Source organism: Sphingomonas sp. Leaf230 (assembly GCF_001421745.1).
GTDB lineage: Bacteria > Pseudomonadota > Alphaproteobacteria > Sphingomonadales > Sphingomonadaceae > Sphingomonas.
On sequence record NZ_LMKW01000010.1, the window covers coordinates 201,583 to 226,109 of the forward strand.

Annotated in this window: 22 protein-coding genes; 5 read left to right on the top strand and 17 right to left on the bottom strand. The window is 66.4% G+C overall.

Features of this window, described 5'->3' with window-relative positions; all coding sequences use genetic code 11:
- Window positions 1-106: 106 nt before the first annotated feature.
- From ASE82_RS12920 to ASE82_RS12945, 6 genes are read right to left on the bottom strand one after another with little or no spacing between them, the layout of a single operon-like run.
- Window positions 107-892 carry an enoyl-CoA hydratase-related protein gene (locus tag ASE82_RS12920; RefSeq protein ID WP_056063935.1) on the bottom strand — a complete coding sequence of 262 codons (786 nt, stop codon included), beginning with the start codon at window positions 890-892 and terminating at the stop codon, window positions 107-109.
- A 10-nt stretch (window positions 893-902) separates the two neighbouring features.
- Window positions 903-1,328, bottom strand: a complete 426-nt coding sequence (gene mce / locus ASE82_RS12925; RefSeq protein ID WP_056063938.1) for a methylmalonyl-CoA epimerase — start codon at window positions 1,326-1,328, stop codon at window positions 903-905.
- Complete coding sequence (locus tag ASE82_RS12930) at window positions 1,325-1,831, bottom strand: hypothetical protein (protein WP_056063941.1); 507 nt, start codon at window positions 1,829-1,831, stop codon at window positions 1,325-1,327. Before ASE82_RS12930 ends, mce begins: the two co-directional genes overlap by 4 nt.
- Complete coding sequence (locus ASE82_RS12935; RefSeq protein ID WP_056063944.1) at window positions 1,828-2,043, bottom strand: hypothetical protein; 216 nt, start codon at window positions 2,041-2,043, stop codon at window positions 1,828-1,830. Before ASE82_RS12935 ends, ASE82_RS12930 begins: the two co-directional genes overlap by 4 nt.
- Window positions 2,040-2,324, bottom strand: a complete 285-nt coding sequence (locus tag ASE82_RS12940) for a hypothetical protein (RefSeq protein WP_056063948.1) — start codon at window positions 2,322-2,324, stop codon at window positions 2,040-2,042. Before ASE82_RS12940 ends, ASE82_RS12935 begins: the two co-directional genes overlap by 4 nt.
- Before the next feature lie 59 nt (window positions 2,325-2,383).
- Window positions 2,384-3,910 (bottom strand): acyl-CoA carboxylase subunit beta, encoded by a 1,527-nt coding sequence (locus tag ASE82_RS12945; RefSeq protein WP_056063951.1) that lies wholly within the window; start codon window positions 3,908-3,910, stop codon window positions 2,384-2,386.
- Window positions 3,911-4,010: 100 nt separating this feature from the next.
- Between ASE82_RS12945 and ASE82_RS12950 the strand changes: the two genes are divergently transcribed.
- On the top strand, window positions 4,011-5,405 hold the full coding sequence (locus tag ASE82_RS12950; RefSeq protein WP_056063954.1) for a helix-turn-helix domain-containing protein: 1,395 nt from the start codon (window positions 4,011-4,013) through the stop codon (window positions 5,403-5,405).
- Between the two features lie 133 nt (window positions 5,406-5,538).
- Here the strand turns inward: ASE82_RS12950 and ASE82_RS12955 are convergent, their stop codons facing one another.
- The 6 genes from ASE82_RS12955 to ASE82_RS12980 form a co-directional block, all read right to left on the bottom strand.
- Window positions 5,539-6,903: an ammonium transporter gene (locus ASE82_RS12955; RefSeq protein ID WP_056063956.1), complete on the bottom strand. Its 1,365-nt coding sequence runs from the start codon at window positions 6,901-6,903 to the stop codon at window positions 5,539-5,541.
- Window positions 6,904-6,914: 11 nt separating this feature from the next.
- Window positions 6,915-7,253 (bottom strand): P-II family nitrogen regulator, encoded by a 339-nt coding sequence (locus ASE82_RS12960; protein ID WP_056053652.1) that lies wholly within the window; start codon window positions 7,251-7,253, stop codon window positions 6,915-6,917.
- 274 nt (window positions 7,254-7,527) lie between these two features.
- Window positions 7,528-9,090: a bifunctional phosphoribosylaminoimidazolecarboxamide formyltransferase/IMP cyclohydrolase gene (gene purH / locus ASE82_RS12965; RefSeq protein ID WP_056063959.1), complete on the bottom strand. Its 1,563-nt coding sequence runs from the start codon at window positions 9,088-9,090 to the stop codon at window positions 7,528-7,530.
- A 252-nt stretch (window positions 9,091-9,342) separates the two neighbouring features.
- Window positions 9,343-11,061 (bottom strand): heparinase II/III family protein, encoded by a 1,719-nt coding sequence (locus ASE82_RS12970; protein ID WP_235524699.1) that lies wholly within the window; start codon window positions 11,059-11,061, stop codon window positions 9,343-9,345.
- Window positions 11,062-11,078: 17 nt separating this feature from the next.
- Window positions 11,079-11,735, bottom strand: coding sequence for a ribulose-phosphate 3-epimerase (rpe, locus tag ASE82_RS12975; protein WP_056063964.1), 657 nt, complete (start codon window positions 11,733-11,735; stop codon window positions 11,079-11,081).
- A 170-nt stretch (window positions 11,736-11,905) separates the two neighbouring features.
- Window positions 11,906-13,183: an RsmB/NOP family class I SAM-dependent RNA methyltransferase gene (locus tag ASE82_RS12980; protein WP_056063967.1), complete on the bottom strand. Its 1,278-nt coding sequence runs from the start codon at window positions 13,181-13,183 to the stop codon at window positions 11,906-11,908.
- A 106-nt stretch (window positions 13,184-13,289) separates the two neighbouring features.
- Between ASE82_RS12980 and ASE82_RS18980 the strand changes: the two genes are divergently transcribed.
- Window positions 13,290-13,448 (top strand): DUF1674 domain-containing protein, encoded by a 159-nt coding sequence (locus ASE82_RS18980; protein ID WP_082441494.1) that lies wholly within the window; start codon window positions 13,290-13,292, stop codon window positions 13,446-13,448.
- A gap of 21 nt (window positions 13,449-13,469) precedes the next feature.
- On the opposite strand, the gene ASE82_RS12985 is transcribed toward ASE82_RS18980, so the two are convergent.
- Complete coding sequence (locus ASE82_RS12985) at window positions 13,470-13,883, bottom strand: acyl-CoA thioesterase (RefSeq protein WP_056064733.1); 414 nt, start codon at window positions 13,881-13,883, stop codon at window positions 13,470-13,472.
- A gap of 181 nt (window positions 13,884-14,064) precedes the next feature.
- On the opposite strand from ASE82_RS12985, the gene clpB reads away from it, so the two are divergent.
- A complete protein-coding gene (gene clpB, locus ASE82_RS12990; RefSeq protein ID WP_056063971.1) occupies window positions 14,065-16,644 on the top strand; it encodes an ATP-dependent chaperone ClpB in 2,580 nt (859 codons plus the stop codon).
- 75 nt (window positions 16,645-16,719) lie between these two features.
- On the opposite strand, the gene ASE82_RS12995 is transcribed toward clpB, so the two are convergent.
- Window positions 16,720-19,830 carry a TonB-dependent receptor domain-containing protein gene (locus ASE82_RS12995; RefSeq protein WP_056063975.1) on the bottom strand — a complete coding sequence of 1,037 codons (3,111 nt, stop codon included), beginning with the start codon at window positions 19,828-19,830 and terminating at the stop codon, window positions 16,720-16,722.
- A gap of 274 nt (window positions 19,831-20,104) precedes the next feature.
- Here ASE82_RS12995 and ASE82_RS13000 point away from each other — a divergent pair, with 274 nt between their 5' ends.
- A complete protein-coding gene (locus ASE82_RS13000; RefSeq protein ID WP_056063977.1) occupies window positions 20,105-20,626 on the top strand; it encodes a hypothetical protein in 522 nt (173 codons plus the stop codon).
- Between the two features lie 11 nt (window positions 20,627-20,637).
- Here the strand turns inward: ASE82_RS13000 and ASE82_RS13005 are convergent, their stop codons facing one another.
- Genes ASE82_RS13005 through xseA form a run of 3 tightly spaced genes read right to left on the bottom strand, consistent with a single transcriptional unit; the run spans window position 20,638 to window position 23,115 of the window.
- Window positions 20,638-21,480 (bottom strand): M23 family metallopeptidase, encoded by an 843-nt coding sequence (locus tag ASE82_RS13005; protein WP_056063980.1) that lies wholly within the window; start codon window positions 21,478-21,480, stop codon window positions 20,638-20,640.
- The gene (locus ASE82_RS13010) at window positions 21,477-21,677 is read right to left on the bottom strand and encodes a DUF2093 domain-containing protein (protein WP_055881745.1); all 201 of its coding nucleotides are present in this window, start codon (window positions 21,675-21,677) and stop codon (window positions 21,477-21,479) included. Before ASE82_RS13010 ends, ASE82_RS13005 begins: the two co-directional genes overlap by 4 nt.
- 13 nt (window positions 21,678-21,690) lie before the next feature.
- Window positions 21,691-23,115 carry an exodeoxyribonuclease VII large subunit gene (gene xseA / locus ASE82_RS13015; protein ID WP_056063982.1) on the bottom strand — a complete coding sequence of 475 codons (1,425 nt, stop codon included), beginning with the start codon at window positions 23,113-23,115 and terminating at the stop codon, window positions 21,691-21,693.
- Between xseA and purD the strand changes: the two genes are divergently transcribed.
- Window positions 23,114-24,376: a phosphoribosylamine--glycine ligase gene (purD, locus tag ASE82_RS13020; RefSeq protein WP_056063985.1), complete on the top strand. Its 1,263-nt coding sequence runs from the start codon at window positions 23,114-23,116 to the stop codon at window positions 24,374-24,376. The two genes, xseA and purD, sit on opposite strands and share 2 nt — an antisense overlap.
- Window positions 24,377-24,527: the final 151 nt, after the last annotated feature.

A 24,527-nucleotide genomic window follows, 5' to 3' on the forward strand; every position in this document is an offset into this window, starting at 1 on the left:
GCCGGGGCCCAATGGGAAAGGTTGCTGTAACGGAGAGTAGCACCAGCCAAGGCGCCGTTGCCCAATTGGGCCCCGGCCTTCGCCGGGGTGGTGCTGGAGGCGGAAGTCATTTCCCGGTGAACACCGGCTTGCGCTTTTCGAGGAAGGCACGACCGCCCTCCATCGAGTCCGCAGACCCGCGCGCATCGCGCTGGTTGGCTGCCTCGGCCTGCATCGCGGTCGAGTAATCCGTTTCGTACGCTGCGGTAATCGCCCGGCGCATCAGTCCGAGCGCGATCGTTGGCATCGCCGCCAGTCGCTCAGCTAAGGCGAACGCCTCGGCGTCCAGAGTGTCTTCCGCAACAATCTTGTGCACCATCCCCCAGTCGAGCGCCTTCGCCGCCGGCACCCGCTCGCCAAGCATCATCATTTCCGTCGCCCGCGCCTTGCCGATCAACCGTGGCAGCATCCACGATGCGCCACCGTCCGGCACCAGCCCGATGTTCACGAACGCCTGAAGGAAATATGCGCCCTCGCTCGCCACACAGAAATCGGCGGCGAGCGCGAGGCTGCAGCCGATCCCCGCCGCCGGCCCGCGCACTGCGCTCACCACCGGCACCGACAGGTCGGCGATCGCCGTCATCGTCGGATTGTAACTCCCCGTCAGCGCCGCGAACGTCGCCTCGCCCGGATTGTCGGAGCCGAGCGCCCCGCCGCCGACGTCCGCGCCCGAACAGAACGCGCGGCCAGCGCCCGCAATCAGCACCGCCCGCGCACCATCCAGATCGCCCAGCGCCGCGCGCAATTCCTCGAACATCGCCGGCGGCGCGGCGTTCAGCCGGTCGGGCCGGTTCAGCGTCAGCACCAGCACGTCGCCGCGCCGTTCGCTCAGGATATGCTCGTACGCGGCCATCAGGTCTCTCCTAGTGCGCGCCGGTATCGCCCGGCCTCTCCATCAATTCGACCAGCATGCCGCCAAAATCCTTCGGGTGCACGAACACGATCGGCGTACCATGCGCACCGATCCGCGGTTCGCCCAGCACGGTCGCGCCCTTCGCCTTCAGGTCGGTGACCGCCGCGGCGATATCGGCTACCTCGAAGCAGACATGATGCTGCCCACCGGCCGGGTTCTTGCGCAGGAAGCCGGCGATCGGAGAACTCTCGTCATACGGCTCGATCAGCTCGATCTGCGCGTTCGGCGCATCGATGAAGCACACCTTCACTCCCTGTGCCGGCAGGTCGAACGGCTCACCGATCGCGGTCGCACCGAGCAGCAGGCGATACGTCTCGACCGACTTCGCGATCGACGGCGTCGCGACCCCGACATGGTTAAGGCGGCCCAGCGTCATTGCGCATCCTTCGATGGGGGCGGCGGCGTGGGAACGACACCGAGCGTGTAACCACATACACCGAGCACCTGCCGGATCATCGCATCACCGGTCGGTGCGATGAAATTCGCCTGCACCGCAAAGCTTGCGCCGTTGGTGGTCTCGACCCGTACCGTCTTCGATTTTACGAGAAACGTGGTCAACCTGGTGATTGCCTCGGGATCGGTGACGTAGGTGCCGGTGCCCGGAAACTGCCAGTTATAAGTGAACGCCGGCCCGCCATCGAAGCGCACCGCGACGGGTTTGTCCGCGCCTGACCCGAGCGGCTGCGGCTGGATGAACTGGATCGACACGATCGGCTCGGACGCCACGTCGCACTTTACGACGAAGCGCGACAGACCGTCATTGCCTATGACCGACGCCGAGATGCTGCGCACGCCCGCCTGATTGATGCGATCTGCGAGCTTCCAGATTGGTGCAGGTGCCGCCACGGCTGCGGCTTGAAGCAGAAGAAACGCGATCACTGCTCGATCCTCCGCTGCTGGGCCGCCGCCATTGCAGCGCCTTCGATCACCCCTTCCAAGCGAGACACCCGATCGCGGAGATCACCATGCGCGCCGGCAAGACCTGCGAGCCGTCCGCCAAGCTGAGCGACGTCGCGATCGAGACCATCCAGCTGATCCTTCAGCGTCAGGATCGTCTTGAAAACGCCGAATGCTTTCTCACCCGCACTCACGGTCTTTCGCCCGCCAACACCGCATCGACCACAGCGCAGGTGCGCGCGATATTCTCACGCATCGACTGGATGGACATCTTCATGTCGTCGACAGCCGCCTCGATTTCCGGTGCGAGAAACGCCAATGCCGCTTCCTCGTCGCGCGATGCCGGTGTCGCGATATACCGCGTCGTTGCTTCGCGCACGACACGGCCGACGGACATGCCGCTGTTCGCCGCGAACGCATCGAGCGCGGCCTTGTGATCGGGCGTAGTCAGAAACGTCACGCGTTCGGTCTGCATGTCACGACTCCTTCGCATGACATGATAATGTGCTTATCATCATGCAACAAGCCGCCGGGTCACAGCGGGATGTTATCATGCTTCTTCCACGGATTCTCCAGCGCCTTGCCGCGGAGTTTCCGTAGGCCGAGCGCGATGCGGCGGCGGGTCGAGTGCGGCTGGATCACTTCGTCGATGAAGCCCTTCGACGCGGCAACGAACGGGTTAGCGAAGCGCGCCTCATATTCCGCGGTGCGCTCGGCGATCTCCTCCGGCGTCTTGCCGCGGAAGATGATCTCGACCGCGCCTTTCGCGCCCATCACCGCGATTTCGGCGGTCGGCCAGGCGTAGTTGAGGTCGCCGCGCAGATGCTTCGACGCCATCACGTCGTACGCGCCGCCATACGCCTTGCGCGTGATGACGGTGATCTTCGGCACGGTCGCCTCGGCATAGGCGAACAGGAGTTTCGCGCCGTGCTTGATGATGCCGTTATGCTCCTGCGCGGTGCCGGGCAGGAAGCCGGGGACGTCGACGAACGTCACGATCGGGATCTCGAATGCGTCGCAGAAGCGCACGAACCGCGCCGCCTTCTTCGACGAATTGATGTCGAGCACGCCCGCCAGCACCATCGGCTGGTTCGCGACGAAGCCGACCGTGCGGCCCTCGATGCGGCCGAAGCCGGTGATGATGTTGGCCGCATGTGCCGGCTGAGTCTCGAAGAAATCGCCCTCATCGACGGTCTTCCGGATCAGCTCGTGCATGTCGTAGGGCTGGTTCGCCGACGCCGGAATCAGCGTGTCGAGGCTGTCCTCGATCCGGTCCCATTCGTCCGCGGTAGGCCGCTCGGGCACGCCGTCACGATTCGACGCGGGCAGGAAATCGAAGAAATCGCGCGCGGCGAGCAAGGCCTCGATGTCGTTCTCGAACGCGTTGTCGGCGACCGAGGTCTTGGTCGTATGCGTCACCGCGCCGCCGAGCGCTTCCTGCGTCACGACCTCGTTGGTCACCGTCTTGACCACGTCGGGGCCGGTGACGAACATGTAGCTCGAATCCTTCACCATGAAGATGAAGTCGGTCATTGCGGGCGAATAGACCGCGCCGCCTGCGCAGGGTCCCATGATCAGCGAAAGCTGTGGCACGACGCCGCTGGCTAGCACGTTGCGCTGGAACACTTCGGCATAGCCGCCGAGGCTGGCGACGCCCTCCTGGATGCGTGCGCCGCCGCTGTCGTTGAGGCCGATCACCGGGGCGCCGACCTTCAGCGCGGTGTCCATGACCTTGCAGATCTTCTGCGCATGACGTTCGCTGAGCGACCCGCCGAACACGGTGAAGTCCTGGCTGAAGACGAAGACGAGGCGACCGTTGATCGTGCCCGAGCCGGTGACCACGCCGTCGCCGGGGATCACCTGATCCTGCATGCCGAAATCGACGCAATTATGCTCGACATACATGTCGAGCTCCTCGAATGATCCCTCGTCCAGCAGCACGTCAAGGCGCTCCCTCGCGGTGAGCTTACCCTTGGCGTGCTGCGCTGCGATCCGCTTTAGGCCCCCGCCGACTCTGGCGGCTTCGCGGCGGCGTTCAAGCTCTTCGATCGTCGATGACATCGTCTCTCCGTCCTGCTGATTGCCTTCACAGAGCGGGATGCGATGCGCAAATGCAATGTTGCAAACTTGCCGACGTGATGTTTGCAAACTAGGCGGAGGGATGACCCTGCCCGCACGTCGCCTCTTCGTCGGACACCGCCTGCGCGACCTGCGCCGCGTTCTTGGAATCAGCCAGGCCGCAATGGCCGTGCGGATCGGGTTGTCCGTCAGCTATCTCTCGCAGATCGAGAATGGTGATCGCCCGGTGACGGAGGGCGTGCTGATCACGCTTGCGCGCGAATTTCCGGCGGACTGGGGGAGCATCGATGCGGCGGACGATACCGCGTTGCTGATCGCGACGCTCGAGGCGGTGTCGGATACGAGCGTCGAGGCGCCCGCGCTCGACGAGACGGCGGTGCGGCGTGCGGTGAAGCATCAGCCGTTACTGGCGCAGCGCCTCGTCGCGATGCACGACGCATACCGGCGCGCGCAGGAGCAGTTGCGCGCGCTGGACGACCGGCTGGTGGCCGGATCGGGGGCACCAGGGTTGTTGCCGTGGGAGGACGTGCGCGACTGGTTTCATGCGGCGGGCAATTATGTCGATGCGCTCGATAGGCGGGCGGAGGAAATCGGCGAGACTTTGGGGTCGGATCGGATCGCGTCGCTTGAGGCTAGGCTGGCGGCGCGCGGCGTGTCGGTCGCGATCTCGGGCGCGCTCGCTGCACCATTGCGCGATTACGATGGCGCGACTTTGCGGCTCGATGGATCGCAGCCCGGCGAGACGACCTTGTTCTCGCTCGCGCACCAAGTCGCACGGCATGAGTTCGGCGACGTTATCGGCGGCATCGTCGCCGCGTCGGAGATGGCGTCGGAAACCGCGCGCGCGCTGCTGACCGCGGGGCTGACCAATTACGCCGCAGGGGCGATCGTCATGCCCTACACCCGCTTCCGGACGGAGGCACGGAGCGTCCGCCACGACATCGACCGGTTGCGGCGGATCTTCGGGACGAGCTTCGAGCAGACGTGCCACCGGCTCTCGACGTTGCAACGGCCGGGGGCGCTCGGCATCCCGTTCTTCTTCTGCCGCGTCGACATGGCTGGCAACATCACGAAACGTCACTCCGCCACGCGGTTGCAGTTCGCGCGGTTCGGCGGCGCGTGTCCGTTGTGGATCGTCCACGAGGCGGTGGCGATCCCCGACCGCATCCTGACGCAGCTGATCGAGACGACCGACGGCATCCGCTACGTCTCGATGGCGAAGGGTCTGGTGAAGCCGTCCGAGACGTACACGCGACCGGCGCGGCGCTATGCGGTGGCGCTGGGCTGCGAGGAGGCGAACGCATCGGAGTTCATCTATGCCGATGCGCTGGGCACCGGGGGGATCGCTACGCCGATTGGGACGTCATGCCGCATCTGCCTGCGCACCGACTGCGACCAGCGCGCGTTTCCGCCGGCCGCTAGCGAGATACGCGTCGACCCCGACCGCCGCGGCCCTGTGCCCTACGAGGTGGTTTAGCCCACCCCTCTAAACTCGACCGAAGTACCACTTCGGTCGACGGACACAAAAAGGCCCGGTGTGTTTCCACACCGGGCTAAGGTTGTCCGCAGGAGGAACGTCGTGGGTGCGGGCTCGACTGGCCCGCTACCGATCAGTTGTAAGCGCGCTCGCCGTGTTCGCCGATGTCGAGACCCTCGTGCTCGACTTCCGGCGATACCCGCAGACCGGTGACGGCCTTGGCGACGTAGATCGCGATCGTGGTGCCGATCGTGGCCCAGATGATCGTGACGATCACCGCCTGGAGCTGCACGAAGAGCTTGGCGCCCATCGCATAGTCCGCAGCACCCGGCCCGCCGAGCGACGGGGCATAGACCACCGCGGTGCCGATCGCGCCGATCATGCCGCCGATGCCGTGGATCCCGAAGGCGTCGAGCGAGTCGTCGTAGCCGAGCATCGGCTTGAGCTTCGACACTGCCATGAAGCAGACGAGCGAGGCGATCGCACCGAGGACGATGGCGCCGAACGGGCCGGAATTGCCCGCGGCCGGCGTGACGGCGACGAGGCCGGCGACGATGCCCGAGCAGAAGCCCAGTGCGGAACCCTTGTGACCCGAGAGCTTCTCGGCAAGCATCCAGAACAGCGCGGCGGACGCGGTGGCGACGAAGGTGTTGAGCATCGCAAGCGCGGCCGAGCCATTCGCCTCGAGCGCGGAGCCGGCGTTGAAGCCGAACCAGCCGACCCAGAGCAGCCCGGTGCCGATGCCGGTCATGACCAGCGAGTGCGGTGCCATCGGCTCCTTCGGGTAGCCGATACGCTTGCCGAGGATCAGGGCCGCCACCAGCGCCGAGACGCCGGCGTTGATGTGGACCACGGTGCCGCCGGCGAAATCGAGCGCGCCCGCCTTGAAGAAATAGCCGCTCGACGCCCACACCATGTGCGCGATCGGGAAGTAGACGATGGTGAGCCAGATCAGGCCGAACACCATCACCGCCGAGAACTTCATACGCTCGACGACCGAACCCAGGACCAGCGCGATGGTGATCGCGGCGAAGGTCATCTGGAAACAGATGAAGACATATTCGGGGATCTCGACGCCTGCCGTGAAGGTCGCTGCCTGCGAGGCTGGCGTGACGCCCTTCAGGAACGCCTTGTCGAAGCTGCCGATGAAGTTGCTGAGCAGCGGGTTGGTCACGTCGGGACCGAACGCCAGCGTGTAGCCCCACATCACCCAGATCAGCATCGCGAGCGCCGCGACGGCGCCGATCTGTGTCATGGTCGACAGCATGTTCTTCGACCGCGTGAGGCCGCCATAGAACAGCGCGAGGCCGGGCAGGATCATCATCAAAACGAGGATCGTCGAGGTCATCATCCAGGCGGTATCGCCCTTGTTCACGGTCGCAACGACGGGCGCGACCACCGGTGCAGCTGCGGCCTGTGCCCAGGCGGGTGCGGCGGCGATCATCGTCGCGCCGAACCCTAGAGCCGCGACCGCGGCCTTCTTCACATCATGCTTCATCTCGTCCCCCCTCAGAGCGCTGAATCGTCGGTTTCGCCGGTGCGGATGCGCACCGCTTGCCCCACGTCGAGCACGAAGATCTTGCCGTCGCCGATCGCGCCGGTGTTCGCCGACGCCTGGATCGCCTCGACCACGCGGTCGGACAGGCTGGCGGCACAGACCACCTCGATCTTGATCTTCGGCACCATGTTGGTGCTGTATTCGGCCCCCCGATAGATCTCGGTCTGGCCCTTCTGACGGCCGAATCCCTTGACCTCGGTGACCGTCATGCCCGCCACGCCGATCGTGGTGAGCGCTTCGCGCACCTCGTCGAGCTTGAACGGCTTGATGATGGCAATGACGAGTTTCATCGCGCCCCTTCCCCTTGTTACGGGAGGTGCCTCGCAATGTGCGTGCCAGTTGCGGTGTAGAGGGGTGGGGTGTGCTCGCGGGAGGAGCAGTGGGGGTTTTAGGGTTAAAACTTGTGCAGTGCGGTGCGGGTGCCTGTTTAATGGGCAGCCGCTACACCTTCGTCACTCCCGCGGAGGCGGGAACCCATACTGGCTCTCTTTGGCGATAATCGCAGAGGTTCGCCAATATGGGTCCCCGCCTTCGCGGGGATGACGGTAGTGGTGACTGTCGAACTTAGTGGCGGAAGTGGCGCATGCCGGTGAAGACCATTGCGAGGCCGGCTTCGTCCGCCGCCGCGATGACGTCGGCGTCGCGGATCGAGCCGCCGGGCTGGATCACCGCCGTCGCACCGGCCTCGACCGCTGCAAGCAGGCCGTCGGCGAACGGGAAGAACGCGTCGGAGGCGACCGCCGAGCCGATCGTGCGCGGGGTGGACCAGCCGGCCTTTTCCGCCGCGTCCTTCGCCTTCCACGCGGCGATGCGCGCGGATTCGAGGCGGTTCATCTGGCCGGCGCCGATGCCCGCGGTGCTGCCGTCCTTGGCGTAGACGATCGCGTTGGACTTGGTGTGCTTGGCGACGGTCCAGGCGAAGCGGCAGTCGATCAGCTCCTGCTCGGTCGGCTGGCGCTTGGTGACGACCTTCAACTCGCCGGGCGTGCCGTTGTCACGGCCCTGGACGAGCCAGCCGCCGGCGATCGACTTCGCCGTCAAGCCGAGGCGGGCGGGATCGGGGAGGTCGCCGGTGAGCAGCAAGCGGAGGTTCTTCTTGGCGGCGAACAGCGAGATCGCTTCCTCGTCGGCATCGGGAGCGACGACGACTTCGGTGAAGATGCCGGTTATCTGGCGCGCGGTCTCGGCGTCGAGCGTGCGGTTCACGGCGATGATGCCGCCGAATGCCGACACCGTGTCGCAGGCGAACGCCGCGGCATAGGCTTCGGCGAGCGTGGCGCCGGTGGCGACGCCGCAGGGGTTGGCATGCTTGACGATCACGACCGAGGGCTCGGCATCGCGGAATTCGGCGATCAGTTCGAGCGCAGCGTCGGCGTCGTTGAGGTTGTTGTAGCTGAGCGCCTTGCCCTGGAGCTGGCGGGCCTGGCCGATGCCGCGGACCGAGCCGATTGCCGTATAGAAGGCGGCGGACTGGTGCGGGTTCTCGCCGTAGCGGAGCGTGTCGCCGCGCTTGAGCGTGATCGGCAGAGTGGCGGGAAATTCCTCGGCCTGATCTACCGTGCCGAACCAGGTCGCGATCGCGGAGTCGTACGCGGCGGTGGTGGCGAAGGCTTTCGCGGCGAGCTTCTTGCGGTCTTCGAGCGTCGTGGTGCCGCCGGAGACGAGCGCATAGTCGGCGGGGTCGGTGACGATCGCGACATAGGCGTGGTTCTTGGCGGCCGAGCGCACCATGCTGGGGCCGCCGATGTCGATGTTCTCGATTACGGTGTCGCGGTCGGCGCCCTTCGCGACGGTCGCCTCGAACGGGTAGAGGTTGACGATCACGAGGTCGATCGCGCCGATTGCGTGCTCGGCCATCGAGGCGGCGTGGCCGGCGTCGTCGCGGACGGCGAGCAGGCCGCCGTGGACCATCGGGTGGAGCGTTTTCACGCGGCCATCCATCATCTCGGGGAAGCCGGTGAGTTCGCTGACGTCGCGGACGTCGAGGCCGGCGGCGCGGAGGGCGGTGGCGGTGCCGCCGGTCGAGACGAGTTCGACGCCGTGGCTGGCCAGCGCCTTGCCGAGATCGACGATCCCGGTCTTGTCGGAGACGGACAGGAGCGCGCGCTTGATCGGGATGCTGGTCATGAGGGTCTTTCGTGGTCCGGGTGGTCGCCGTGCGGCGGTGCCTTAGCGTTGGTTGACGTTGGGGAACAGGGGGGCGAGTCACGCTCGAATGCCGCCATCCCGCGCCATTCCGAACAATGGCACCACCCCGGCGAAGGCCGGGGTCCAGTTGGGGGACGTTGCTAACCGGTGACGGCGCTCCGTTATTGCCACCTTTCCAACTGGGCCTCGGCCTCCGCCGGGGTGGTGCATTTCACCTAGGGTGGCCTTCGGTCAGACCGCCTTCTTCAGCGCCCAGCTCACGCTGGCGCCGCCGGCCGCGGCCTCACCCGTGATCATCAGTTGCTGCGTCGCGACCGGGCGACCGTCGGCGTCGATCCAGACGCTGTCCTCGACCACCAGCGCGCCGCCGCGGCAGCGGAATTGCCAGAGCGCGCCGCCAGGGAGGCGAAGGATCGCGCCGAGGCCGTCGGCGGTGGGGGAGACCTGGACGCCTTCGCCGAGGTGGAAGCGGATCGCGAACAGTGACAACCCGGCGCGGCGCTTGCGGCCTTGCGGCAACAGCGCGTCCTCGCCGCGGAGTTCGCGGCCGTCGCCGGTCAGCATCAGCTGGCGGCGGTGGAGGAAGCCCCAGCGACGGACATAGCCGTCGTGGCTCGCCTCGATCCGGCTGGCGGCGTCCGATTCCTGGCGGCTGAGCTCGACTTCGCCGACGCCGCGGCCGAGCGTACCGTCGGTGAGGATCGCGGTCGAATTGCTGTCGGCGATCGTCAGCGTGGAATGGGCGGCAGTCGAGCGCAGGCCTTCGACCATCGCGGGGGGGAGTTGGGCGATGCCCGCACGGGCGCCGCCGCAATTGACGACGATCCGCGCGGGGCCATCGGAGAATTCGAACGCGAGCGTCGAGGCGCAGCCGCCTTCGACGAGGCGCGCGATCGGGGGTGGCGCGGCGTCGACGATCAGCACCGCGGTGCCGGCGGCGAGGCGTTGATAGCCCCAGTCGCGCGCCTGGCGGAGGGGACGCGTGCGGACGCCGCTGGCTTCGATGACCGCGGCGACCTGCGTTTCGCTGGCCGGACCGCCACCCTGCCAGCTCGACAGGCCGCGATCGGCGTGCGCTACCCCGAGCAGGGCCGCGACCATCCGGGTGAGCGTGACCGCGACCGTCTCGGGCAATTCGGCGCTGCGGGCGGCATAGCTTTCCTGGAGCAGCGTGAGCAGCTGGATCGAATCGAGCAGCATCGCCGGGCTTCGCGAGACCGAGCCGCCGTCGTCGAACAAGCCGGTGCCGAGCGCGCGGAGCAGGCCTGCCTCACCAAATGCCTTGCGCGGCTCGCCGCCGGGGATCAGGAGTCCGGCCGCGACGACTCCGCACCATGCGGCGATGCGGGGCGCGCCGGCGGGGGCTTTGTCGGCATTGCGATCGAGGTGAAGTGCGCCCTTTGCTAGCGCGTTGAGCACTTTCGAGCGGTAGATCTGGTCGGTGGACGACAGGATCAGCGGCGCGTGCGCGGTCCAGGCCAGGATGCGACGGCCCCACATGTCGGGGCGCCAGGCGATCCCGCCCTGGGTGTCGGCGTGCGCGGTCAGCCAGAGACCCATGAGGTATTCGGCGATCGGTGCGCCACGCGCGCGGGTCGCGACGGTCGAGAGATCGCGGAGCCACGCGAAACTGTGCAGATATTCGGCGAAGGGTTTGGGAAGCGGCTTGGCAAGATCGAGCGTCTCGATATCGCGCGCTTCGCCGCGGAACGAGAGGACGCCTTCAAGCAGCATCGTGCCGCGGGGAATGTCGCCGAGGATGGGGTCGTCGGGGACCGCGATCAGCTTCAGCGGATAGCGGCCCTTGAGGCGCAGCGTGTGAAGCGGGGTGCGCCATGTCAGGCGGTGGAAGCGCTCGGCCAGCCGATCGGCGAGCGACAGTCCCTTGTCGCCGCCGAGACGGATCAGGCGGCGGCCTTCGTCGATCCCGTCGGGGGCGGGATCGGTCACGGGGTCGTGCGGTTCGTTCACCCCCGCAACGCGGCGATGTTGGCGGCGTAGTGGTCGGGGCCGCCGCGGAACACCGAGGTGCCCGCGACCAGCGCGTCGGCGCCGGCCTCGACGCAGCGCTTGGCCCACTCCGCGTCGACGCCGCCATCGACTTCGAGATCGATCGCGCGGCCGCTCTTTTCGATCATATTGCGGATGGCGCTGATCTTCTTGAGCTGGCTCGGGATGAAGCTCTGGCCGCCAAAGCCGGGGTTGACGCTCATCACCAGGACGAGGTCGACCATGTCCATGAGGTAGTCGAGCATCTTCGCCGGCGTGCCGGGGCAGATCACGACGCCGGCGCGCTTGCCGAGGCCCTTGATGTGCTGGAGCGAGCGGTGGATGTGCGGGCCGGCTTCGTAATGCACGGTGATGCAGTCGGCGCCGGCCTCCGCGAACGCGTCGAGATAGGCGTCGACGGGCGAGATCATCAGGTGGACGTCGAACGGCTTGGTGGTGACGCCGCGGACCGACTTCATGACCGCGGGGCCGAACGAGATGTTGGGGACGAAATGGCCGTCCATCACGTCGATGTGGATCCAGTCGGCGCCAGCCGCGTCGATGGCGCGGACTTCCTCGCCAAGCTTGGCGAAATCGGCGGAGAGGATCGAGGGGGCGATGCGGACGGGTTGCATGGTTTTGTCCTAGCGCGGGATTTGCGTAGTGCGAAGTGTTTCAATCCTCCCCCGCAAGGGGGAGGTGTCGCCGAAGGTGACGGAGGGGGAGGACACGGACGCTGCGTTGTCGCCCCCTCCCCCTCCGTCTGGCAAGTGCCAGCCACCTCCCCCTGGCAGGGGAGGATTTCTTAGCTGCGCTTCAGTCTCGCGATGAAGAAGCCGTCGCAGCCGCCTTGGTCGGCGAGCATGCCTGGAAGGGTGCGGATGGTGCCAGTTTCCGTGGGTGTGATGCCGGCGGGGAGCTCGGACTGGTCTACCGGGGCGATCGAATAGTCGCTGCGGGCCGCAAGGAACGCGTCGAGTTGCGCTTCGCCTTCCGACGGTTCCAGCGAGCAGGTGGCGTAGACGAGCGTGCCGCCGGGCTTCACCCAGTCCGCTGCCCTTGCGAAGATGCGGGCCTGCAACGCCGCGGTCTCGGCGATGATCGAGGGGCGGACGCGGTGAAGGACGTCGGGGTGGCGGCGGAAGATGCCCGTCGCGCTGCACGGCGCGTCGATCAGGACCCTGTCGGCGGGTTCGCTCGGCGCCCATTCGAGGATGTCGGCATTGACGACCTCGGCCTTCAGATGCGTGCGGTAGAGATTCTCGCGGAGGCGCTTGATCCGGCTCTGCGAATTGTCGACCGAGGTGACGGTCCAGCCGGCGCTCGCGAGTTGGAGCGTCTTGCCGCCGGGCGCCGCGCAGAGATCGAGGACGTGGCCCTCCCCTTTGCCGAGCAGACGTGCGGGGAGCGAGGCGGCGATGTCCTGCACCCACCAAGCGCCGTCGCCGAAGCCGGCCATGTCGGGGACCGAATCATGGTCGCCCAAGCGCAGATGGCCGGGCATGAAGCTCTCGCCACCGAGTTTCTCGCGCCAGCCTTCGGTCTCGGACGGGTCGGCAATCGTCAGGTCGAGCGGCGGCACCTGCGCGATCGCGCGGCCGGCGGCGTCGACCATCTCCTCGCCCCATGCGGCTTCCCAGCGCAGCTCGACCGGGGCCGGCAGCGTCGGCACCTCGGGGAGCAGCATGTTGGCGCGGAACAGCGTGCCGAACACGCCGTGCACGAGTTTGCGCGGACCGCCGTCGACCAGCGGCAACACGGTCGAGATCGCAGCATGCGAGGGCGTGCCGAGGATCAGCACCTGGACGAGGGCGATCCGCAGCGCCATCCGCGCCTTGGCATCGTCGGGCAGGTTGGTCTTGGTCACCGAATCGATCATCGCGTCGAGATCGGGAAGGCGGCGCAGCGTCTCGGCGGCGATCGCATGCGCGAGACCGCGGTCGGGACCGTGGATCGCGCGGGTGGCTGCCGGCAATGCGGATTCGAGCGACTCGCCGCGACGCAGGACGGCGTCGAGCAGGCGGAGTGCGGCGCGTCGGGTCGGGACGCCGAGCGGCTCGGGGGCGTGGGTATAGTCGGGCATATCAAGGTCCTTCGCGTTCGGTTTGTCGCGCGGCTGTTATGGCAAAGCGGCGCGACAGGGCCCATGTGGCGGTTACGACGCCAACACGCAAATCCGGAGAGCCGCGATGGGCCAGCGCCCCGATCATCTGAAGCCGCCAGAATACCTTGCGAAGAACACGCCGGTGCCGAAACCCGAGGCGATCGTGCCGGACAAGGACCCCGAGCCGCGCGATCCGACGCGCTATGGCGATTGGGAGCTGAAGGGCATGGCGATCGATTTCTGAGAACCGATCGTCCCAGGCGTATCAGTCCTTAGGGTCGGTCTTCGGGAAGAAATGCTCGACGACGCTGTTCGCCAAGCGCGACGGCCGCAGCGTCTCGGCATCAAGGCAGCACCAGCTCGACTTCACCTCGGCAAGCACGTCTTCGCCGCGCTTGATGATCGTCTCGTAGAACGCACGCGCGCCCTGGACCTTCTCGAGCAGCACCGTCGCGATGACGTCGTCATCGAGAAACGCCGGCTTGCGGTAGGTGATCTCGTGCTTCAGCGCGACCCAGAGGTGCCCCGCCACCGCCTCGGCGGGCGCCAAGCGCTGCCAATGGTCGATCACCGCGGCCTGTACCCACTTCAGATAGTTCGCGTTGTTGACGTGACCCATGAAGTCGATGTCGGCCGGCTCGATGCCGATGGCGTAGGTATGGGGGAGCGCTGTGGACACGTGCTGCATATAGCATGCGAACCTGAACATAGCGATGACGGGGCGGCTTCGATACCGACAATAAACGCTATTCCTGGCGTGAGGCCGGGGCCCTAGCATCCGACCTGCGCCCGCCTCTTGTGTTGCCCAAATACAACACCATCTTTCGGCCAACACCGAAACACTCCCACAGGAATTCGTCATGAACATCGACAAATTCACCGACCGCGCGAAGGGCTTCCTGCAATCCGCGCAGACCGTCGCGATCCGCATGAACCACCAGCGCATCGCCCCCGAGCATCTGTTGAAGGCGCTGCTGGAAGACGAGCAGGGCATGGCCGCCGGGCTGATCGCGGCAGCGGGTGGCGACGCCAAGCGCGCGACGTCCGAGACCGATCTCGCGCTCGCGAAGATCCCGGTCGTGTCGGGCTCGGGCGCGCAGACCACGCCGGGGATCGACAACGACGCGGTGCGCGTGCTCGACCAAGCCGAGCAGATCGCGAGCAAGGCGGGCGACAGCTTCGTCACCGTCGAGCGGCTGCTGGTCGCGCTCGCGCTGTCACTTAACACCGCGGCGGGCAAGGCCTTGAAGGCTGGCGGCGTGACGCCCGAGGGGCTGAACACCGCGATCAACGGCCTGCGGCAGGGTCGGTCCGCCGACACCGCGGGCGCCGAGGATCGCTATGATGCGCTGAAGAAATTCGCGCGCGACCTGACGCAGGCGGCGCGCGACGGCAAGCTCGACCCTGTCATCGGCCGCGACGAGGAGATCCGCCGCACCATCCAGATCCTCGCGCGCCGGACCAAGAACAACCCCGCGCTGATCGGCGAACCCGGCGTCGGCAAGACCGCGATCGCGGAAGGGCTAGCCCTGCGCATCGCCAATGGCGACGTGCCCGATACGCTGAAGGATCGCCGGCTGATGTCGCTCGACCTTGGCTCGCTGATCGCGGGTGCGAAATACCGCGGCGAGTTCGAGGAGCGGCTGAAGGGCGTGCTCGACGAGGTGAAGGCCGCCGAGGGCGACATCATCCTGTTCATCGACGAGATGCACCAACTGATCGGCGCGGGCAAATCCGAGGGCGCGATGGATGCCGGCAATCTGCTCAAGCCGGCGCTGGCGCGTGGTGAACTCCACTGCGTCGGCGCGACCACGCTCGACGAATACCGGAAATACGTCGAGAAGGACCCGGCGTTGCAGCGGCGGTTCCAGCCGGTGATGGTCGGCGAACCGACCGTCGAGGACACCATATCGATCCTGCGCGGGCTGAAGGAAAAGTACGAACTCCATCACGGCGTGCGGATCACCGACGGCGCGATCGTCGCCGCGTCGACGCTATCGAACCGCTATATCACCGACCGCTTCCTGCCCGACAAGGCGATCGACCTGATGGACGAGGCGGCGTCGCGGATCCGCATGGAGGTCGAATCGAAGCCCGAGGCGATCGAGACTCTCGACCGGCGGATCATCCAGCTCAAGATCGAACGCGAGGCGTTGAAGCGCGAGACCGACGATGCCTCGGCCGACCGGCTCGACACGCTGGAGGGCGAACTCGTCAACCTGGAGGAGCAATCCGCCGAGCTGACGACGCGCTGGAAGGGCGAGAAGGACAAGATCAACGCTGAGGCGCGGGTCAAGGAACAGCTCGATGCCGCGCGGCTCGAACTGGAGCAGGCGCAGCGTTCGGGCGATCTCGCCAAGGCGGGCGAGCTTTCCTACGGGACGATTCCGGGGTTGCAGCGCCAGCTCGACGAGGCGGCGGGGGCGACCAAGGGCGCGATGCTGCGTGAGGAAGTGACTGCGGACGACATCGCCGGCGTGGTCAGCCGCTGGACCGGCATCCCGGTCGAGCGGATGCTGCAGGGCGAGCGCGACAAATTGCTCGCGATGGAGGCGACGATCGGCAAGCGCGTGATCGGCCAGGCGCACGCGGTCAAGGCGGTGTCGACCGCGGTCCGGCGTGCGCGTGCGGGGTTGCAGGACCCGAACCGGCCGCTCGGCTCGTTCCTGTTCCTCGGGCCAACCGGCGTCGGCAAGACCGAGCTGACCAAGGCGCTGGCCGAGTTCCTGTTCGACGACCCGAGCGCGATGGTCCGCATCGACATGAGCGAGTTCATGGAGAAACACGCGGTCGCGCGGCTGATCGGCGCGCCTCCGGGCTATGTCGGCTACGAGGAAGGCGGCGTGCTGACCGAGGCGGTGCGGCGGCGGCCGTACCAGGTGATCCTGTTCGACGAGGTCGAGAAGGCGCATGGCGACGTGTTCAACGTGCTGTTGCAGGTGCTCGACGACGGGCGGCTGACCGACGGCCAAGGGCGCACGGTGGATTTCAGCAACACGCTGATCATCCTGACGTCGAACCTCGGCAGCCAGTATTTGGCGAACATGGGCGAAGGCGACGACGTCTCGTCGGTCGAACCGCAGGTAATGGAGATCGTCCGGTCGCACTTCCGGCCGGAGTTCCTCAACCGGCTCGACGAGGTGATCCTGTTCCACCGCCTCGGCCAGTCGCACATGGCGCCGATCGTCGACATCCAGGTGTCGCGCGTCGACAAGCTGCTGGCCGACCGCAAGATCGTCCTTGACCTGACCGACGCCGCGCGCGCGTGGCTGGGTCGGGTCGGCTACGACCCGGTGTACGGTGCGCGGCCGCTGAAGCGCGCGGTCCAGCGCTATCTGCAGGACCCGCTCGCCGACATGATCCTGCGCGGCGAGGTGAAGGACGGCGCGACCGTCAAGGTTGACGAGGGCGACGGGAAGCTGGTGCTACAGGTCGCCTGAACGTCATCTCCGAACAAAAAAAGGGGCGGCAGATCGATGATCTGCCGCCCCTTTTTCTTGGTCTCGTAGGATCGATTACATGTCGATGGTCAGGCCAACGAACAGGTAGCGACCGATCGCTTCGTAGATGCCTGGGTAGGTGTTGCCGTTGCCAAACGAACCGATCGGCGAAGCCGTCGCGCTGAGGATCGGCGGCGTCTTGTCGAGGATGTTGTTGACACCCATGCGGTAGGTGAACTTGTCCGCGACCCGCACCGTTGCGGCGAGATCGAAGTAGTTCTGCGCCTTCACGCGGGCATCATTGACGAAGAACGGCGCAGCAAGATCGGCATCGCTGCTGGTACGCTCGAACTTGGTGGCCGACAGATAGCGCCAGTTACCCGACAGACCGATGCCGTTCGGCGTGGTCAGCGAGATACGAGCCTGGTGACGCCACTTGGACATCGGGTAGCCGCACTGCGCGCCGTACAGGCCCGCGCAGTCGAACTTCGCGCCGGCCTTGTCCGACGTGAACTTGTCGACGTACGTGCCGTTGAACGAAAGCCCGATCGTGCCGATGCTGTCCGAACGGTAGGTATACCCGGCCGACGTCTCGATGCCCTGAGTCAAGAGTGACCCAGCGTTGACGTTGGTATCGATGATGTAACCGCTCGTACCCTGGAACAGCGTACCGTTTGTACCGCGCTTGATCAGGCTGCAGAGCGCCTGATCACCGGTCGCAAGGCACTGTGCGATGGTCGTATCTGCGCCAATGACGCCAATCCGATCCTTCAGCTTGATCCGGAAACCATCGACCGACAGGTTGAAGCCCGGCAGGAACGAAGGACGCAGGATCACGCCAGCGGTGAACGTGTCGGCCTTTTCGGGCTTCAGGTTCGGGTTGCCGCCCAGCAGGCCGTTATACTGCTCGGACTCGTTTGGCTGAACCAGACCGAACTGGTTTGCCGCGACACCGGTGAGCGCACATTGTGCAGCCGTATTGCCATTGACGAGACCATTGACGCGCGGACCAGCGCAAGGATCGGTTGCACCGTCGATCTGCACCGACTGGGTTGCGAACAGTTCCTGCGTATTCGGAGCACGGACCGCACGGTTATAGCCGCCACGGAAGCGGATATCGGAGATCGGCGCCCAGACGATCTCGCCCTTGTACGAGCTCGCCGAACCCGCCGTGCTGTAGCTCGAATAGCGGTAGCCGCCATTGACCGTCAGTTCGTTGAAGAACGGGCGATCGCTGACGAGCGGAACCTGAAGTTCGCCGAACACTTCCTTCACGTCGTAGCTGCCACGAATCGGCAACGTCGCGCCGCCCTGGCCGGCGAGATCGCCGCTCAGGAAGGCATTGTCGACTTCGAGAACGAGCGACTCCTTGCGGTATTCGCCACCAACGTTCAGCGCGATGCCTTCGCTGGCGAACGGCGACTGGACGCCATATTCACCACCCTTGAAGGTCATCGACGCGTTGACGACCTTTTCCTTGTTCTCGCCCGACTGGAAGCCTGGGGTCTGGACATAACCCAGTGCCGCCGGGGTGATGCCCGCGGAACCGAAGATGTTGAGCGGGACGCAGTTCGGATCGGTGCCGTCGACGACCGAGCGGCAAACCGCTTGGCCAAGCGTGGCCGAACCCGGACGCGTGTCGGTGATCGCGTCGAGTGCGCGGGTCGTGCGCGAAACCGAGAACTCGTTGCGATACACCTGGTTGAACACGGTGCTGCCGAACTGACCATACGCTTCGTACGAGATGCCCTTGTCGATGTCGCCGCGTGCACCCGCTACGAAGCGATACTGGGTGTGACGGAGATCGGCCTGACGACCGCCACCCTCGACGTTACGGCGACCGATCTGGACGCTTGCCTGCTGATACTGAGTACCATCGGGGTTCGTCAGGTTGATGACGTTGCCGTTCGCATCCCGAACCAGATTGGTGTCGCGGAAGAAGGTCGCCCGCTGAGCCGCCGACAGGAACGGATTGTTGCTGTTCAGAACCGTGGTGTTGCTGAAATTACCCGATGGCGCGATCTGGGCGGTCGAGCGATCGTCCATGAACATGAATTCGGCGTAAGGCTTGAACGCCTTGCTGACTTCGTAATTGGCGAGGAAGCCAGCCGTGTAGCGCTTGTCGGGACGCTGGTAGTAGTTCAGCGGGTTGGCATTGTAGAGCGTGCGCCCCGCCACGAGCTGACCTGCGGAGTTCAGCGTGTAACCGGTCGGAGGACCGCCCTCTCTCGCATCGCCCAGCGTGAAGTTGGCCGGAAACGCGGTTGGCGATCCACCGCAGACATAGTCGTTACCGCCGGCGCCCGGGGTGTTCAGGCCACACGAGCTGTAATCGCGCGAACCCTGCAGGATCGCACCGATCTTGCGGTAGCCGCCGTAGCCGACAACATGGCCGCGACCGTCGCTGGTGCCGGCACCGACCTTGAAGTTGATGTCGAACTGCGTGCCGTCGAACGCTTGGCCACTCGGGGCGGGGTTGCCGCTCGCCGCTGACAGTGCCTGGAAGCGCTCACTGCGGTTGTTGTGGTTGTAGATACCGCCCGAGGTATCGATGCTGAAACCTTCGTAATCGGTGTCGAGCACGAAGTTGACGACGCCGCCGATGGCGTCCGAACCATAGACCGAACCCGCGCCGCCGGTGAGCACGTCGACGCGCTTCAACAGCGAGGCCGGGATCATGTTGACGTCGGCAGCGGCGCTGGCCGTGCTGCTCGACGATGGGTTGCCCGGCATCAGGCGGCGGCCGTTGACCAGCACCAGCGTGCGCGATTCACCGAGGTTGCGAAGATTGATCGTCGCGGTACCGGTCGAACCGTTCGACACCGACGAGGTCTGCGTCGCGAACGACGACGGCAGGCTGTTGAGCACGTCCTCGATACGCGTCGCGCCGCGCAGCTTGATGTCTGCAGCATTCACGACCGTTATCGGGCTCGCCGACGTCAAGTTCGGGTTCGAGATGCGCGAACCGGTGACGACGATATCGCCGCCGCCCGCGGTGCCGGCGGCTGCGGGATCCTGGCTAGGCGTGTTGGAGATCGCCGGCGTGGTCGATGCTGCACCGTCGTCACTCGTCGTGCCCTGCGGCGCGGGTGCTGGGGTGGTCTGCGCGTAGACCGGCAATGCAATCACGGCACCCGCGATCATCGTCGACGCGAGCAGGCAGTCTCGAAACATATGGTTTCGCATGGTGGTCTATCCCTTTAATATCGGCGAACGTTTCCGGCCGATACGATCTATTGTGCGGTCGCCCGACCGCAGCTGGCAGCGATTTCGCAAGTCAGAGCTGCCTTGTCCAAAAGAAAAGTACAGGATCGCTGCCACTCGTCGCATTACGACAGTCATGTTACCCAATGGCCACAATTTCGGGACGATGCCGTAACGGAATGCCGCATGTGATGGACTTGCCGCTCTGGCCGGCGCTGCCTATTCCGACGCTTCTCGCTAACGATGTAGGACGCCCATGCGGATCACGATTCTGGCAATTTCGAGCTTGATGATCATGGCGCTGCATCCGGCGGCCGCGGCATCCAAGCCGCGCAAGGCGGAGCGGTCCCCGCTGCTCGTTGCCGTTACGCAATGCCGCACCGTGACCGAGCCACTGGCGCGGCTGGCCTGCTTCGATCACTCGGTGGCGGCGCTGGATACCGCGGAAGCCGATCAAGCGGTCGTCGTCATCGATCAGCAACAGGTTCGCGAAACGCGCCGAAATCTGTTTGGGATCACGCTGCCCGATACCGGCTTGTTCGGCAACGCTAACGACCTACCGCAGATCGAGACGACTCTCGCCGGTGCGTCGGTGGACGGCGCTGGTCGATGGAGTTTCCAACTGGCCGATGGCGCGCGATGGATCCAGACGGATGATTACACGATCGCGCGGCGTCCACGGGCAAACGATAAAGTCGTCATCAAGCGCGGAGCCTTGGGGAGTTTTTGGCTAAGCGTCGGCGGCCAGCCGGGTGTGAAGGCGAAGCGCCTGAACTAAGTGCTCGTCACCTACGGTCGCATTGCGCCAGCAACCAGCATTGGGTCGAGCTTGGCGTCGTTCCAGCGTAGCGCCCAGTGGAGGTGCGGGCCGGTGGCGCGGCCGGTCATGCCGGAGGCGCCGATCGGCTGGCCCTTGGTTACGTGATCGCCGAGCTTCACGTCGATCCGCGACAGATGGAGGAACGCGCTATTGAGGCCCATGCCGTGGTCGAGCATCAGGAGGTTGCCCTCCAGCGTGAAGGGGTGATCGGCGGCGAGGATCACGACGCCGTCGGCGGGGGCGGTGACGATCGTGCCGGTCGGGATGGCGATGTCGGTGCCTGAATGATAGCTGCCGGGTTCGCCTTTGTAGACGCGTTGCGATCCGAACAGGCCGGAGATGCGACCGGTGGCGGGCCATGCGAAGGACTGCCGCCAGCCTTGCGCGTCGGTATTGCGCGCGCGGGCGGCGACGATCTGCGCGAGTTCGGGCGGGCGGAGCTTGGCGAAGACCGGGTCTGGCGCGGGGAATTTGGGGAGCGTGTTCAGCCGCTCGATCCGCCACGCGCGCGGCGCGATCGAGAGGCTTTGCGTGACACTGCGGCCGTCGGCGAGCGCGGCTATCAGTGTCGCTTGCGACCCCGCGTCGCGGTCGAAACCGGCGATGAAGCGGCCGTCGGGGGATAGCGCGATCGGCTTGCCGTTCAACGTGAGCGTGCGCGCGCCGTCGGGGGCGGCGCCAAGGATCAGGCCGCCCTGGCTGAGCGTGCCGGTCCAGCGGAAGGTGGACTGGGACGCGGTATTCGAGGGCGGTGCTTGCTGGCCGGCGGCACTGGATGCAGCCAGCAGGACGAGCACCGCCGCGCGGATCATCGCGGGGCCATCGCTTCGCTGGCGGCGGCAGCGGTGGCGTAGGCTTCCTGGCGCGCGACGCTCCAGTAGCGCAGGTCTTCGAGCGCGATGCGGTGGCCGGTGGCGGCGCAGGCGACGTGATCGCCGGGGCTGAGCACGCGGAAACCGTTGGCCATATAGTGCAGGCGCGCGGCGCGGTCGGAGTTGGACATCAGCATTGCGGGTCTTCTTTTATAGCAAGGTGGGCTGGCGTGGCGGCGCGTCGGCCGCGGGCTTTGCCTTAGGGCCAGCATAGGTTTTGGCGGCGGGGCGCTCAAGGCCGGTGTCCGTCACCGCGTCCACCACGCCGTCGCGGAAGTGGAGCGTCAGCGTGCCCGCGTCGCGTGCCGACTTCGCAGAGGCGAGCGTTTCGCCGCCGGGGCGGGCGGTAATGCGCGCATAGCCGCGGTCGAGGATCGCGTCGGGATTGAGCGACTGGACGAGGCGCCACGTCGCGTCGAGCTGCGCGCGTTTGGCTTCGAGCTTGCGTTCGAGCGTGGCGGGACGGAGTGCTGCGCCCGAGCGATCGAGGCTTCCCCGTGCCAACGTTAGGCGACGCTCCAGGCCCCGATCGAGCCGTTGGCCGAAGTCGTCGGCGCGCTGGCGCTGCGGCCCGAGCAACTGGTCGCGCTTCGGCAGCAACCGCGCCAGTGCATCGAGCCGTTCTCGGCCGCGCTCGACGTGGCGGCGCGCACACCGCTCGGTGCGGTTGCGGTGGCTGTCGATCGTCAGCCGCAGGTCGGCGAGCACCGGCACCGCGATCTCGGCCGCGGCAGTCGGTGTCGGTGCGCGCAGGTCGGCGGCGAAATCGCACAAGGTGGTGTCGGTCTCGTGGCCCACGGCGGATATGATCGGGATCGTGCAGGCAGCGACCGCGCGGACGACGACTTCCTCGTTGAACGACCACAGATCCTCGACCGAACCACCGCCGCGCGCGACGATCACCAAGTCGGGGCGTGGCACCGGGCCGCCGGGTACGATCGCGTCGAAGCCGCGGACGGCGGCGGCGATCTCGGCGGCGGAACCCTCCCCCTGCACCTTCACCGGCCAGACGATGACGTGCGTCGGGCAGCGATCCTCTAGGCGGTGGAGGATGTCGCGGATCACCGCGCCGGTGCCCGAGGTGACGACGCCGATCACCTTCGGCATGAACGGCAGGCGCTTCTTCCGCGTGCCGTCGAACAGTCCCTCGCCTGCCAGTTTCGCCTTCAGTTTCTCGAGCAGCGCCATCAGCGCGCCGGCGCCGGCCAGCTCCATCCGCTCGATGACGATCTGGTATTTCGAGCGGCCGGGATAGGTGGTGAGCTTGCCGGTCGCGATCACCTCGATGCCGTCCTGCGGCACGAAGGCGAGGCTCGACGCATTGCCCTTCCAGATGACGCCGTCGATCACCGCCTGGTCGTCCTTGAGCGACATGTAGCAATGCCCGGAGGCGACGCGCTTCCAGCCCGAGATCTCGCCGCGCAGGCGGACATGGCCGAATTCGCCCTCGACCATCCGCTTCAGCTTGAAGGCGAGTTCGCCGACCGACATGGCGAGTGCGTTGTCGCCGGGGACTTGCTCGGCTACCAGCCGGCCCATGTCGCTGGACAATTCATCGGAAAAGGGATCGGGCATGAACGTCCTGCTGCTGGGCTCGGGGGGGCGCGAACATGCGCTCGCGTGGAAGCTGGTGCAATCTCGCGGCCTCGATACGCTGTATGCCGCGCCGGGCAACCCCGGGATCGCACGCGTTGCGACGCTCGTGCCGCTCGATGCGACGGATCATAGCGCGGTGGTGGCGTTCGTCCGCGAGCATGAGGTCGGGTTGGTCGTGATCGGACCCGAGGCGCCGCTGGTCGACGGACTGGCGGACTCGCTGCGCACGGCGGACGTTCCGGTGTTCGGGCCTTCGAAGGCGGCGGCCCAGCTGGAGGGGTCGAAGGGCTTCACCAAGGATCTGTGCCTGCGCGCCGGCATCCCAACCGCAGGCTATGTCCGCGTCAAGACCCGCGAAGAGGCGGATATCGCACTCGCCCGCACCTTCTCGTTGCCGGTGGTCATCAAGGCGGACGGGCTCGCCGCCGGCAAGGGCGTGGTCATCGCATTCAGCGCGGCCGAAGCCGATGCCGCGCTCGATGCGCTGTTCGCCGACGGCGAGGCCGAGGCGGTGATCGAGGAATTCCTCGAAGGCGAGGAGGCTAGCCTCTTCGTGCTGACCGACGGCGTGTCGCTGATGCCGTTCGGCTCCGCGCAGGATCACAAGCGCGTCGGCGAGGGCGATACCGGGCCGAATACCGGCGGGATGGGCGCGTACAGCCCTGCCCTCGTTCTGACGCCAGCGCTGGAGAAGCGCGCGATCGACGAGATCGTTGCGCCGACGGTGGCGGCGATGGCGGCGGAGGGTATGCCGTTCTCGGGCGTGCTGTATGCGGGGCTGATGCTGACGCCGCAGGGGCCAAAGCTGATCGAATATAATGCTCGGTTCGGGGATCCCGAGACGCAGGTGCTGATGATGCGCTTCCAGGGCGACCTGCTCGCGACGATGCTGGCGACCGCCGAGGGACGGCTCGGCGAGATGCCTGCGGCGCAGTTCAGCGACGAAACCGCGCTGACGGTGGTGATGGCGGCGGAGGGGTATCCGGGGACGCCCAAGGCTGGTGGCGCGATCATCGGGCTGGATTCCGCGCGAGCCGCAGGCGGCACGGTGTTCCATGCGGGCACGCGGCTGGAAGATGGCGGGCTGGTCGCATCAGGCGGGCGCGTACTGGCCGTGACGGCGACCGGCGACGACGTCGCGACGGCGCAGGCCAACGCCTACCGCGCGGTCGAGGCGATCGATTTCGCGGAAGGCTTCTACCGCCGCGACATCGGTTGGCGCGAGATCGCGCGCGGGTGATGCGTCTCGATCCTCCCCCGCCAGGGGGAGGTGGCTGGCTCTTGCCAGACGGAGGGGGAGGTAGGCAAAACCCCTGTTCCGTTTCCTCCCCCTCCGTCACCTTCGGCGACACCTCCCCCTTGCGGGGGAGGATCGTCAGGTACGAGCCAGC

Excerpts from the sequence above, each read along its gene's own strand:
- ASE82_RS12940 (WP_056063948.1), bottom strand. The coding sequence starts at position 2,324 with ATGCAGACCGAACGCGTGACGTTTCTGACTACGCCCGATCACAAGGCC.
- purH (WP_056063959.1), bottom strand. The coding sequence starts at position 9,090 with ATGACCAGCATCCCGATCAAGCGCGCGCTCCTGTCCGTCTCCGACAAG.
- ASE82_RS12980 (WP_056063967.1), bottom strand. The coding sequence starts at position 13,183 with ATGCCCGACTATACCCACGCCCCCGAGCCGCTCGGCGTCCCGACCCGA.
- xseA (WP_056063982.1), bottom strand. The coding sequence starts at position 23,115 with ATGCCCGATCCCTTTTCCGATGAATTGTCCAGCGACATGGGCCGGCTG.
- ASE82_RS13010 (WP_055881745.1), bottom strand. The coding sequence starts at position 21,677 with ATGCTGATGTCCAACTCCGACCGCGCCGCGCGCCTGCACTATATGGCC.
- ASE82_RS13005 (WP_056063980.1), bottom strand. The coding sequence starts at position 21,480 with ATGATCCGCGCGGCGGTGCTCGTCCTGCTGGCTGCATCCAGTGCCGCC.
- ASE82_RS12960 (WP_056053652.1), bottom strand. The coding sequence starts at position 7,253 with ATGAAACTCGTCATTGCCATCATCAAGCCGTTCAAGCTCGACGAGGTG.
- ASE82_RS12950 (WP_056063954.1), top strand. The coding sequence starts at position 4,011 with ATGACCCTGCCCGCACGTCGCCTCTTCGTCGGACACCGCCTGCGCGAC.
- rpe (WP_056063964.1), bottom strand. The coding sequence starts at position 11,735 with ATGCAACCCGTCCGCATCGCCCCCTCGATCCTCTCCGCCGATTTCGCC.
- ASE82_RS12955 (WP_056063956.1), bottom strand. The coding sequence starts at position 6,903 with ATGAAGCATGATGTGAAGAAGGCCGCGGTCGCGGCTCTAGGGTTCGGC.
- clpB (WP_056063971.1), top strand. The coding sequence starts at position 14,065 with ATGAACATCGACAAATTCACCGACCGCGCGAAGGGCTTCCTGCAATCC.
- ASE82_RS12920 (WP_056063935.1), bottom strand. The coding sequence starts at position 892 with ATGGCCGCGTACGAGCATATCCTGAGCGAACGGCGCGGCGACGTGCTG.
- purD (WP_056063985.1), top strand. The coding sequence starts at position 23,114 with ATGAACGTCCTGCTGCTGGGCTCGGGGGGGCGCGAACATGCGCTCGCG.
- ASE82_RS12995 (WP_056063975.1), bottom strand. The coding sequence starts at position 19,830 with ATGCGAAACCATATGTTTCGAGACTGCCTGCTCGCGTCGACGATGATC.
- ASE82_RS12945 (WP_056063951.1), bottom strand. The coding sequence starts at position 3,910 with ATGTCATCGACGATCGAAGAGCTTGAACGCCGCCGCGAAGCCGCCAGA.
- ASE82_RS18980 (WP_082441494.1), top strand. The coding sequence starts at position 13,290 with ATGGGCCAGCGCCCCGATCATCTGAAGCCGCCAGAATACCTTGCGAAG.
- ASE82_RS13000 (WP_056063977.1), top strand. The coding sequence starts at position 20,105 with ATGCGGATCACGATTCTGGCAATTTCGAGCTTGATGATCATGGCGCTG.
- mce (WP_056063938.1), bottom strand. The coding sequence starts at position 1,328 with ATGACGCTGGGCCGCCTTAACCATGTCGGGGTCGCGACGCCGTCGATC.